Genomic DNA, 11,764 nt, shown 5'->3' with positions numbered 1-11,764 from the left:
CATCGCATGGACGATAATACCCGCCGCGCCGCCCTCGACTATCACCGCTTTCCCCGGCCCGGAAAGCTGCGCATCGAACCGACCAAGCGAATGGTCAACCAGCGCGATCTGGCGCTGGCCTATTCTCCCGGTGTCGCCGCGCCCTGCATGGAAATCGCTGCCGATCCCGACAAGGCACTCGACTATACCGCGCGCGGTAATCTGGTCGCGGTCATCAGCAACGGCACCGCCGTCCTTGGCCTTGGCGCGATCGGCGCACTGGCGTCCAAGCCGGTGATGGAGGGCAAGGCCGTCCTCTTCAAGAAATTCGCCGACATCGACGTATTCGACATTGAAATCGACACGACCGACGCCGACAAATTTGTCGAGGCCGTCGCGCTGATGGAGCCGACCTTCGGCGGCATCAATCTTGAGGATATCAAGGCACCGGAATGTTTCGCGATCGAGGCGCGGTTGAAGGAACGGATGAATATTCCGGTCTTTCATGACGATCAGCATGGCACCGCCATCGTCGTCGCCGCCGCCGTGCGCAACGCGCTGGTGTTGCAGGGCAAGACGCTGGCGGACGCGAAACTGGTAACGTCGGGCGCTGGTGCCGCAGCGCTCGCCTGCGTCGACCTGCTCGTGTCGATGGGCCTGCCGCTCGATAATGTCACGATGACCGACAAGGATGGCGTCATCCATTCGGGGCGCGAAGGGATGCTGCCCAATATGGCACGCTACGCCCGCGTCACCAACGCCCGCACCCTGCCCGACGTGCTGCCCGGCGCCAACCTGTTCCTCGGCCTCTCTGCGCCTGGCGTCCTGAAGCCGGAATGGCTGCCGCTGATGGCCCCCAACCCGCTGATCTTCGCGCTCGCCAACCCCGAACCCGAAATCCGCCCCGAAGCCGCGCGCGAGGTCCGCCCCGACGCGATCATCGCCACTGGTCGCTCGGACTATCCCAATCAGGTCAATAACGTCCTGTGCTTCCCCTATATCTTCCGCGGCGCGCTGGACGTGGGCGCGACCCAGATCAACGAAGCGATGAAGGCCGCCGCCGCCGAAGCCATCGCCGGTCTCGCCCGTCTGCCCGCGCATGACAGCGTCGCACAGGCCTATGGCGGCCAGAAGCTCGTGTTCGGCCCGGACTATATCATCCCCACCCCGTTCGATCCGCGCCTGATCGCGGAAATCGCCCCCGCCGTGGCGAAGGCAGCGATGGACAGCGGCGTCGCCCGCCGCCCGATCGACCTGGAGGACTATAGGCGCAGCCTGTCGCGCCAGAGCGCCCGGTCGGGCCAATTGATGATGCCGGTGTTCGAGGCCGCCCGCGGCGGCAACCGTCGCATTGCATACGGGGAAGGCGAGGATGAGCGCGTGTTGCGCGCCATTCAGGACGCGCTGGACGAAGGCATTGTCCGCCCCGTCATCGTCGCACGCCGCCGCATCCTCAATCAAAAGCTGCCTGACCTTGGCCTGCGTTTCCAGCTGGACCGCGATGTCGAGGTGATCGACCCTGAAACCGATCATCTGGTCATGGGCGAACTGGTCGAAGCCTATCGCGCCGTCGCCTCGCGCCGGGGCGTCCCCGCCGCCGAAGTCATCCGCCATGTCTATCGCCGCCCGACCGTGACCGCCGCCTTGCTGCTGCGCACGGGGCGGGTCGATGCCGCGCTGGTTGGCGGCAACAGCGAATATTGGGGCCAGGTCGAACATGTGATGCGTATCATCGACCGGGTGCCGGGGCAGAGCCGCGTCTATGCGCTGTCGGGCCTGATCCTCGACGCAGGTGCGCTGTTCATCACCGACACCCATATGGTGCCTGATCCGACGCCCGAACAGATTGCCGAAATGACCCTGCTGGCGGCGACCGAATTGCTCAATTTCGGTCTGACCCCGCGCGCGGCCCTGCTGTCCCACTCCAATTTCGGCGCATCGCACAGCAACAGCGCGCGCAAGATGCGATCGGCGCTCAAGCTGGTGCGCGAAGCCGCACCCGAACTGATGGTCGATGGCGAAATGCACGCCGATGCGGCGCTCAGCCAGTCGTTGCGCGAGCGCCTCATCCCCGACTCGCGCTTTGAAGGTCCGGCCAATCTGCTGGTCATGCCCAACTTGGACGCGGCCAACATCACCCTGACCGCGCTCTCCGCCTCCTCCAGCTCGCCCACGGTTGGGCCGATGCTGATGGGCCTGAAACAGCCGATCCATGTACTGACGCCCGGCGTCACGTCGCGCGGCATCCTAAACCTCACCGCCATCGCGGCGGCTGAAGTCGCGCGCGAAGGCTGAACTTAACCTTTTGGCGCTACGATCGCGCCGACTGGACATAAGCGAGGACGGACATGGCGGGATTGCTCAAGGCGCTGGCGAAAAGCGCCGGACCCAAGCTGGCGATCGGCGCAGCGCTGGCGGGCGTCGGCCTGCTGGTCACCAATTGGATCGACCGGCCCGCCGCCGAGGAAACGGCGCCCGTTGCCCAGCCGGTCGCCGCGCCTACCCCTGCGCCTGCCAAACCGGTCGAACGTAGCAGTGATCAGGGCATGGCGGTCGATCCCGCCGCGCTGCGCGTCAAGCGCGTGCTCAAGATCGACGGCCCCTTCCGCCATGGCGACTTTGCCTGGGACGAAAATGGCGCGCCCGCGACCGGCCCGGTCATCATCACCGTGGACCTGCGCGCGCAAACCCTCTCCGTATTCCGCTCCGGTTACGAGATTGGGGCTGCCGTCATACTCTATGGCGCAACCGACAAGCCCAGCCCGCTGGGTGCCTTCCCGATCATGGCCAAACATGCCGACTATTATTCACGCACCTACGACAATGCCCCCATGCCCTTCGCGCAGCGCCTGACCAACGATGGCGTATTCATCCACGGCAGCGACGTGCAATGGGGCCGCGGCACCCATGGCTGTATCGGCGTGCCAAAGGAATTTGCCCAAAAACTGTTCGGTGTTACCAAATTGGGAGACTTGGTTGTCATCACCAACGGCAAGATGCTGGACGTCAGCAAGGCGCAGGTTGGCGCGTGACGCCGCGTTAAAATCGATTCTGCCCTGCAAGGGGCGGATGAGAAACGTCGCCAGCCTCCGCCCATACCAGCATTGCGCGCGGTAACGACGCACTTGCAATAAAGTCACCCACCCCGACCCTTGACCAGCGTTGTCACCGGGTCCATTTGCCACGCTCACCCTTTATTGCATTGCAGCATGGAGCTGGCCATGGGCAGTCCCCGCCCCACCGCGCATCCCGCGCTCGTCCTTTTCGCATTGTCGGTCGGTGCCTTCGCTATCGGCACGACCGAGTTTGCGGCGATGAGCCTGCTGCCTTTCTTCGCCCGCGACCTCGGCATCGATGCGCCGACCGCGGGCCATGCGATCAGCGCCTATGCGCTCGGCGTCGTAGCCGGCGCACCGGTCATCGCGGCTTTCGGCGCGCGCCTGCCGCGCCGCACCCTTCTGATCGGCCTGATGGCGATGTTTGCAGCCGGCAACGGCCTCTCCGCCCTCTCGCCCAGCTATGGCTGGATGCTGGCCTTCCGTTTCCTCAGCGGTGTGCCGCACGGCGCCTATTTCGGCGTTGCTGCGCTGGTGGCGGCCAGTCTGGTGCCGATCGAAAAGCGCGCGCAAGCGATCGCGCGGGTCATGTCCGGCCTGACCATCGCTACCGTCATCGGCGTGCCGGTCGCCAACTGGATGGGACAGGCGATGGGCTGGCGTTCGGGCTTCTTCGTCGTGACCGCGCTCGCCATCGCCACCATGACGCTGGTGGCCCTCTACGCCCCGCGCGACGCGGGTGATCCCAAGGCAAGTCCCGCGCGGGAACTGGGCGCGCTGGCCAAACCGCAGGTCTGGCTGACGCTGCTGACCGGCGCGATCGGCTTTGGCGGCCTGTTCGCGGTCTATACCTATGTCGCTTCCACGATGATGGAGATCACCCACGTCTCTCCAGCCTGGGTGCCGGTGGTGCTGGCCATTTTCGGCATTGGCCTGACGATCGGCAATCTCGTCTCGGCCTGGCTGGCGGACCGCTCGCTCAACCGCACCGTCATCGGCGTCACCCTGTGGAGCGCGGCTGCGCTCGCGCTCTTCCCGTTCATGGCAGGCAACATCTGGACGCTTTGCCTCAGCATCTTCCTGATCGGCGCAGGTGGTGGCCTTGGCACGCCGTTGCAGGCGCGGCTGATGGACGTGTCGGGCGACGCACAGACGCTGGCGGCGGCGCTACACCATAGCGCCTTCAACATCGCCAATGCGCTTGGCCCATGGCTGGGCGGCCTGTCGATCGCAGCGGGCTATGGCCTGACCTCGACCGGCTGGATCGGCGCGGCGCTGGCTCTGGGCGGCCTTGGCATCTTCCTGCTGTCGATCATGCTGGAACGGCGCACGACGCGCCTTGTCGCCATTCCCTGCGAATAAGCCGCTTCCGCCCCGACCCGTCGCCGTTTAAGGCGGGACCATGACCGATCAGGCAAGAGAGAGTGCGCTGCAAGATGCGGCCATCGCAGCGTTACGGCGCGGAGAAGCCGCCGTTGCGCGCGCCGCATTGAACGACATGGCCGCCCCGCCCCCCATGCTGCTGGCGCAGGCGTGCAACCGCACCGGCGACTGGGACGGCGAAGCCGCCGCGCTTCAGCACATATTGCGCGAACAACCCCGCGATCTGCCCGCCTTGCTGGCGATGGGGCAGAATGCCCTGCGGCGCGGCAATGAGCGGGAGGCAAGCCGCTGGTGCCGCGCCGCCGTGGCGCAGGCCGCCGCCACCGGCGCACCGCCCCAACTCCAGCCGATGCTGCTCCAGGCGCAGGCCATCCTGAACAACGCCAGCGCCCGGTTCGAGGATCATCTGAGCGCCGCCATCAGCGACCTGCCTGTCCTGCCCCGCATCGCCCAGGCGACCGACCTGCTACTGGGCAAGAGCCAACTCTACCTCCAACAACCCAGCATGTTCTATTTTCCCGGCCTGCCCCAACGCGCCTTTTACGAGCGTGCCGAATTCGACTGGGTGGCGCCGATCGAAGCGATGACCGATGACATCGTGGCGGAACTGAACTCCGTGCGCGCGGGCGCGCCCGACTTTGCCCCCTATGTCGAAACCCCGTCCAACGGCCCCGCCCCCAACAACCCGCTGCGCGACGATCCCAGCTGGGGCGCCTATTATTTCTGGCAGGGCGGCAAACCCGTCACAGGCCATGCCGCCCGCTGCCCCGCCGTCATGGCCGCGCTGGCCCTTGCCCCCATGCCGATCATCACTGGCCGATCGCCGATGGCGCTCTGGTCGCTGCTCAAGCCCGGCACCCATATCCAGCCGCACCATGGCCTGCTCAACACCCGGCTGATCTGCCACCTGCCACTGCTCGTCCCCGAAGGCTGCGCGCTGCGTGTCGGCGCGGAAACGCGCATATGGCGGCCCGGCGAAATGCTGATCTTCGACGACAGCGTGGAACATGAAGCCTGGAACCGCGGCACCGACACCCGCGTCGTCCTGTTGTTCGAAGTCTGGCGTCCCGAAATCAGCCCCGAAGAACGCGAAGCACTCACCCGGCTTTTCGAGGCGATCGACCAGTTCGGCCCGGCCCAGATCGACACAAGCGGTTAAGCAAGGCACGATGATTGCAAACTATTACCCCCTCATTGAGGATAGGCCATCCTATATCGACCACGCCTCATTTTAGTCCGTCATGCTGAACTTGTTTCAGCATCCATCGCGCCCCAAACGCCGCCGCTCATGGCGAGAAATGGATGCTGAAATAAATTCAGCATGACGTTGTGAGATAATGGAAAATCCTTTGCCATCGCCCCGCCGGGAAAAGGAGATGAGGCACAATTTATAAGCCAGGGCTTTGCAGCACCCTGCGGCGCGACTATCAAAAATCCAAAGGGAGAGGATGACCGGGGCATAACCCTTTAACGGACATGCCATGCCCCCTGCCTCTGCGACCCTCGCGCCCCGCCCGCACAATCTGGCCGAAGACGGCTATGCCATCGCCATTGGCTGCGCCTTCATCGCGATGGGGCTGATGCTGCTCAAGGCCGCCAATCTGGTGACCGGCGGCATGGCGGGAATCGCGCTGCTGCTCTCCTATCTTGTATCCTATCCGCCCGCGACCCTGTTCTTGCTGATCAACATCCCCTTCTTCCTCTTTGCCGGACGCGCGATGGGGGTGGCCTTCGGTCTCAAGACTTTGTTCGCCAATCTGGCGATCATGGCGATGGGGCTGATGATGCCATCGGCGCTGCATCTTGCGCAGGTCAGCCCGCTTTTCGCCGCGCTGTTCGGCGGGTCGATCATCGGCTTTGGCATCCTCGCCATCGCCCGCCATGGCGCAGGCGTCGGCGGTCTGGGCGTCATCGCCCTGCTGCTCCAGAAACGGCGGGGATGGAACGCCGGACGAACGCAAATGCTGGGCGACGCGCTGATCCTGTTCGCCTCGCTCCCCTTGCTCAGCCTCGACCGCTTCGCCCTCTCGATTCTCTCCGCCGCCGCCATCAACGCGGTCTTGATCGTGAACCACCGACCGGGCCGCTATATCGGCTATTGAGGCTCACACAGCGAATCACCGCCCCGATCACGCGCACGTAACGCGCTGGCCGCATCATTGGCGATGCGCGGAAAGCTGACCCCCTCCAGCGTGCCGCGCCCTTCGCACAGGTCCGCGCAGGCCATATCAACCACGCCGGGCAGCGCCACCTGATCGCCATCATATTGCGCCACAACGATGCAGCGATCGCCCCCGGAAAAGCTCAGGATCAGCTTGTCGCCCGTGCGGCGCGCCTGGCCCTGCCCCCGGCAGCTTTGCTCCTCGCCGAAATTGGCCTCCAGCCCGAACCGCAGCGCGCCGCTTTTGCCGGGAATGACGCACAGCGCGTCGCGCCCCGCCTCATGATTGCGCTGGAACAGCCCGACCGGGGAAATCGCCGCCGCGTCCGCAATCGCCCCGCTGGCGATCGCCGCCTGCTCCAGGCCCGACGCCGCGACGCCGCCCGTCACCGGTCCCGCATCGCTGGCCGGTTCACGCTGACACGCCGCCAGCAACAATAGCAGGACAGCGCTAGTCCGCCGCATCGACCGCCATAAGCCCGTCCGCCCCGACCCGGCGGAAGAAACAGGATCGTGCGCCTGTATGGCATGTCGGCCCCGCCGGCGCGGCCTTCACCCACACGGCATCCTGATCGCAATCGATCCGAATATCGCGGACCTCCAGCATATGCCCGGACGTCTCGCCCTTCTTCCACAACGCCTTGCGGCTGCGCGACCAGAAATGGGCAAGCCCCGTCTCGACCGTCAGCGCCAGCGCCTGCGCATTCATATGCGCCACCATCAGCACGTCGCCGCTGGCCACGTCAGTGACCACCGCGGTGATCAGGCCATGGTCGTCATATTTGGGATTAAGGGTCAGCCCCGTGTCGCGCGCATCAGTCATGCCGGGGCTATAGAGCGCAATCGCGATGCTGCGAAGCCCCTTCCCACCTGTCCGACGAATATGCCCGGATCAGGCCAGGAATAGCGCAAATGGGGCGATCGAGGGGTCTTGAACCCCCGACCTCCGGTACCACAAACCGGCGCTCTAACCAACTGAGCTACGATCGCCACAACACTTGCCGTGGGGCGCTTGGCCCCGCGAGAAGTGGGCACATATGCGGCGGATAACCGGGCGTCAAGCAGGCAATTGCACCCGCGCCATCTTTCGCCGGGGTTACAGCCCCGCCGCCTTCATCTGCGCGCGCAGCCTGACCAGTGTCCGTTCCGGCACGCGCGGCCGTTCCTCCGCCGCCTTGCCCTTGCGCAGCCTCTCGCGCGCCTTTTCCGGCGGATTGACCACCCGCACCCGCACCGCGACCTGCCCCTGCGCGCGCATCCCCAATTGCTCGGCCGCCCCGCGCGACAGGTCGATCACCCGCCCCTTGCCCGCAAACGGCCCACGATCATTGACCCGCACGATGATGGTGCGTCCGCTGTCCAGTGCCGTCACCTCGACATAGCTGGGCAGCGGCAGGCTGGTATGCGCCGCCGTCACCCAGTCAGGCCGGAAACGCTCGCCATTGGCGGTGCGGTTGCCCGATTCCGATCCGTACCAGCTGGCATAGCCCAGCATGTCATAAGCCGGATCGGCAGCCGGCACATAAGTGACGCCGCGCACCGTATAGGGCGGACCGATCCTGACCGGCACATCGCGCACCGGACGGTAATCGCCGCCTGCGCACGCCGACAGGGCCAGTGCCAGACCCAGCGCGCTGGCGGCCCCCACTCTATCTTTCATGCCACCCCCGACACACCACATCGCCCTACCAAAAGAAAAGGGGCGAAAGCTGCATCAGCCTTCACCCCCTTGCCCAGACATACATGCGCGCCGGGGTTGTCCCCTGTGGCAACGCTACTCTCCTAAATGCTTTCCGGCCGCGACACCGTTTGTAGTCAGACGTGAGCGCTCACCCAATGGCAAGCGCCCGGACCGTCAGTTGACCGAATCCTTGAGGCCCTTGCCGGCCTTGAACTTGGGCTGGGCCGAAGCCTTGATCGTCATCGTCTCGCCGGTGCGCGGGTTGCGACCGGTCGAAGCCTTGCGCTGCGAAACGGAAAAAGTACCAAAACCAACCAGGCGCACTTCGTCGCCCTTCTTCAACGCGCCAGTGATAGCGTCGAATACACCTTCGACGGCCTTGCTGGCGTCGCTTTTGCTGAGACCGCTGCTGTCGGCGACAGCGCTGATAAGATCCTGCTTGTTCATGCCTTGGGAACCCCCTTGTGCTATTTGGTTGTTTAGGAATCGCGGCGTAGGCGGCGCAATAAGGCGCAGCTTCCAGCGCCTGTCAAAGGGAAAGCGACGAAGCCACCAGCTTCGATGCAATTTTGCGCCTTCAGGCGCAAAATGCCCTAAAACTGGCTGTTATCAGCCGCTTTCCCCTTCAATCAATGCCGCAGTGCAGCATCCCCGTCCCGCGTCGGCCCGTTGCTCGGCTGCGCGGCGAGGTCATCCTCCTCCGTCCAGGCGATCGCTTCGGGCAGCGACACCAGCGCGCGGGCCAGCACCTCATCGACATGCGACACCGGCACGATCTCCAGCCCGTCGCGGATGTTGGCCGGAATTTCCGCTAGGTCTTTCTCGTTTTCCTGCGGGATCAGCACCGTCTTGATGCCGCCGCGCAAAGCCGCCAACAGCTTCTCCTTCAGGCCACCGATCGGCAGCACCCGGCCACGCAAAGTCACCTCGCCGGTCATCGCCACATCCTTGTGGACCGGGATACCGGTCAGGGTCGAAACGATGCAGGTGACCATGCCGATGCCCGCCGACGGACCATCTTTGGGCACCGCGCCTTCGGGCAGATGGATATGGATGTCCTTGCGATTGAACAGGCTGGGCTTGATGCCATAGCCCGGCGATCGCGCGCGGACGTAGGAAAACGCCGCCTGGATCGATTCGTTCATGACTTCGCCGAGCTTGCCGGTGGTCTTGATCATGCCCTTGCCAGGCACGGTCACCGCCTCGATCGTCAGCAATTCGCCGCCAACTTCGGTCCAGGCCAGACCAGTCACCGCGCCGATCTGATGCTCATCCTCACCCACGCCATGGCGGAATTTGCGCACCCCGGCATAGTCGGCCAGATTGTCCGGCGTGATGACCACCTTGTCATATTCGCCCTCCAATATCTTGCGCAGCGCCTTGCGCGCCAGCCGGGCGACTTCGCGTTCCAGCGTACGGACACCGGCTTCCCGAGTATAGTAACGGATCAGGTCGCGCACCGCGTCCTCCGTCACTTCAAACTCGCCGTCCTTCAATCCGTGTGCATCGATCTGCTTGGCGATCAGATGGCGCTGGGCGATCTCGACCTTCTCATCCTCGGTATAGCCCTCCAGCCGGATGATCTCCATCCGGTCGAGCAAGGCCTGCGGCAAATTCAGCGAGTTGGCGGTCGTCACGAACATGATGTCTGAAAGATCGACGTCGATCTCCAGATAATGGTCCTGAAACTTGTTATTCTGTTCCGGGTCCAGCACCTCCAGCAAAGCCGACGCCGGATCGCCGCGGAAATCCTGGCCCAGCTTGTCTATCTCGTCGAGCAGGAAAAGCGGGTTCATCGTGCCGGCCTTTTTCAGGTTGGTCACGATCTTGCCCGGCAGCGACCCGATATAGGTGCGCCTATGGCCGCGAATCTCCGCTTCGTCGCGAACGCCGCCCAGCGACTGGCGCACGAATTCGCGCCCCGTCGCCTTGGCGATCGAACGGCCGAGAGACGTCTTGCCGACGCCCGGAGGACCAACCAGGCACAGGATCGGGCCTTTGAGCTTATTGGTGCGCGCCTGCACGGCCAGATATTCGATAATCCGGTCCTTGACCTTATCGAGCGCAAAATGATCCTCGTCCAGCACGTCCTGCGCGCGTTTGAGGTCATTCTTGACCTTGCCCTTCTTGCCCCAAGGCAGGCCCAGCAGCACGTCCAGATAGTTGCGCACGACCGTCGCTTCAGCCGACATGGGCTGCATACCTTTGAGCTTCTTCAGCTCGGCGGTCGCCTTGGCGCGCGCTTCCTTGCTCAGCTTGGTCTTGGCGATCTTCTCGGTCAGTTCGGCAAGCTCGTCGCCTTCCTCACCCTCGCCATTGCCCAACTCGCGCTGGATCGCCTTCAACTGCTCATTCAGATAATATTCGCGCTGGGTCTTTTCCATCTGGCGCTTCACGCGGCCACGGATCTTCTTTTCGACCTGGAGCACGCCCAGTTCGCCCTCCATGAAGGCGAATACCATCTCCAGCCGCTTGACCGGATCGGCCTCGACCAGCAGCGACTGCTTGTCGGATACCTTGACATTGATGTTGGCGGAAATCGCGTCGGCCAGCCGCCCGGCATCCTCAATCTCGCGCAGCTGCACGGGCGTTTCGGCGGGCAGCTTCTTGTTGAGCTTGGCGTAATTTTCAAACTGTTCTGCCACAGACCGCATCAGCGCAGCGGCTTCCGGTCCCTCGGCAACGATATCCTCTATCGTCTCGACATCCGAAACCAGATAGCCATCTTTGCTGTCCATCGTCTGCAAACGCGCGCGATGCTTGCCCTCCACCAGCACCCGCACGGTGCCGTCGGGCAGCTTGAGCAGCTGCAACACAATGGCGACGACGCCCGTGTCATAGAGCGAGTCGCGGCCCGGATCATCCTCGGCCGGGTCGAGCTGCGACACGAGGAAGATTTCCTTGGAACCTTCCATCGCCGCTTCCAGCGCGGCAACGCTCTTGTCACGACCAACGAAGAGCGGGACGATCATCTGCGGAAAGACGACAATGTCACGCAGCGGCAGAAGGGGATATTGCACGGTCATTCACTCTCCGGGGCCAAAAGACGCGGCCCTGTCCTACGGTTCATCGCCTTTATGGGGATGCCCGTCGCACCAATCAATCGTCACTTGTCATAATGCCGCAACGATGAACCGGGGGTTATCGGGTTTTGGCGGGCCAGCAACAGCCCACGCCCATCAGAATGGCAGCTTGAAGCCGGGCGGCAGTTGCAGGCCGGATGTCATCTTGCCCATTTCCGCATTGCTGACCTCATCGGCCTTCTTGCGCGCATCGTTGAAGGCGGCGGTGACCAGATCCTCCAATATCTGTTTTTCGGACGGGGCGAGCAGCGTGTCGTCGATCGACACGCCGATGATCCGCCCCTTGGCCGATGCGCGCACCTTCACCAGCCCGCCGCCAGCCGCGCCTTCGACTTCCAGCTTGTCCAGATTATCCTGCGCGCGCTGCAGTTCCTCCTGCACGCGGGTGGCCATGCCCAATATTTCGTTCAAGTCTTTCATG

At 64.0% G+C, this 11,764-nt stretch carries 11 protein-coding genes and 1 tRNA gene; 5 read left to right on the top strand and 7 right to left on the bottom strand.

Annotated features, from left to right (window positions below; translation table 11 throughout):
• Nucleotides 1-6 precede the first annotated feature (6 nt).
• From KRZ98_RS02855 to KRZ98_RS02835, 5 genes are all read left to right on the top strand, one after another.
• A complete protein-coding gene (locus KRZ98_RS02855) occupies nucleotides 7-2,274 on the top strand; it encodes an NADP-dependent malic enzyme (RefSeq protein WP_217672142.1) in 2,268 nt (755 codons plus the stop codon).
• 53 nt (nucleotides 2,275-2,327) lie between these two features.
• Entirely contained in the window at nucleotides 2,328-3,011 is a 684-nt protein-coding gene (locus KRZ98_RS02850) for a L,D-transpeptidase family protein (RefSeq protein WP_217672141.1), read from the top strand.
• 177 nt (nucleotides 3,012-3,188) lie between these two features.
• Nucleotides 3,189-4,397: an MFS transporter gene (locus KRZ98_RS02845; RefSeq protein WP_217672140.1), complete on the top strand. Its 1,209-nt coding sequence runs from the start codon at nucleotides 3,189-3,191 to the stop codon at nucleotides 4,395-4,397.
• A gap of 40 nt (nucleotides 4,398-4,437) precedes the next feature.
• The gene (locus KRZ98_RS02840; RefSeq protein ID WP_217672139.1) at nucleotides 4,438-5,577 is read left to right on the top strand and encodes an aspartyl/asparaginyl beta-hydroxylase domain-containing protein; all 1,140 of its coding nucleotides are present in this window, start codon (nucleotides 4,438-4,440) and stop codon (nucleotides 5,575-5,577) included.
• 322 nt (nucleotides 5,578-5,899) lie between these two features.
• Entirely contained in the window at nucleotides 5,900-6,520 is a 621-nt protein-coding gene (locus KRZ98_RS02835; RefSeq protein ID WP_217672138.1) for a YitT family protein, read from the top strand.
• Here KRZ98_RS02835 and KRZ98_RS02830 read toward each other — a convergent pair.
• The 7 genes from KRZ98_RS02830 to KRZ98_RS02800 form a co-directional block, all read right to left on the bottom strand.
• Entirely contained in the window at nucleotides 6,514-7,044 is a 531-nt protein-coding gene (locus KRZ98_RS02830; RefSeq protein WP_217672137.1) for a hypothetical protein, read from the bottom strand. The genes KRZ98_RS02835 and KRZ98_RS02830 overlap by 7 nt on opposite strands.
• Nucleotides 7,031-7,402 (bottom strand): phosphoribosyl-AMP cyclohydrolase, encoded by a 372-nt coding sequence (hisI, locus tag KRZ98_RS02825; protein ID WP_217672136.1) that lies wholly within the window; start codon nucleotides 7,400-7,402, stop codon nucleotides 7,031-7,033. The genes KRZ98_RS02830 and hisI overlap by 14 nt, the downstream gene beginning before the upstream one ends.
• 90 nt (nucleotides 7,403-7,492) lie before the next feature.
• Nucleotides 7,493-7,569 (bottom strand) — tRNA-His (locus tag KRZ98_RS02820).
• A gap of 106 nt (nucleotides 7,570-7,675) precedes the next feature.
• Nucleotides 7,676-8,239 carry a septal ring lytic transglycosylase RlpA family protein gene (locus tag KRZ98_RS02815; protein WP_217672135.1) on the bottom strand — a complete coding sequence of 188 codons (564 nt, stop codon included), beginning with the start codon at nucleotides 8,237-8,239 and terminating at the stop codon, nucleotides 7,676-7,678.
• Between the two features lie 195 nt (nucleotides 8,240-8,434).
• The gene (locus KRZ98_RS02810) at nucleotides 8,435-8,707 is read right to left on the bottom strand and encodes an HU family DNA-binding protein (RefSeq protein WP_006959670.1); all 273 of its coding nucleotides are present in this window, start codon (nucleotides 8,705-8,707) and stop codon (nucleotides 8,435-8,437) included.
• A gap of 182 nt (nucleotides 8,708-8,889) precedes the next feature.
• On the bottom strand, nucleotides 8,890-11,286 hold the full coding sequence (gene lon / locus KRZ98_RS02805) for an endopeptidase La (protein WP_217672134.1): 2,397 nt from the start codon (nucleotides 11,284-11,286) through the stop codon (nucleotides 8,890-8,892).
• A 153-nt stretch (nucleotides 11,287-11,439) separates the two neighbouring features.
• Nucleotides 11,440-11,763 (bottom strand): YbaB/EbfC family nucleoid-associated protein, encoded by a 324-nt coding sequence (locus KRZ98_RS02800; protein ID WP_006959664.1) that lies wholly within the window; start codon nucleotides 11,761-11,763, stop codon nucleotides 11,440-11,442.
• Between the last annotated feature and the right edge of the window lies 1 nt (nucleotide 11,764).

Origin of the sequence: Sphingobium sp. AS12, from assembly GCF_019097845.1 — a bacterium.
Classification (GTDB): domain Bacteria; phylum Pseudomonadota; class Alphaproteobacteria; order Sphingomonadales; family Sphingomonadaceae; genus Sphingobium.
Note: the sequence above shows the minus strand (reverse complement) of the source record. Positions and strands in the feature narration are given on the sequence as shown.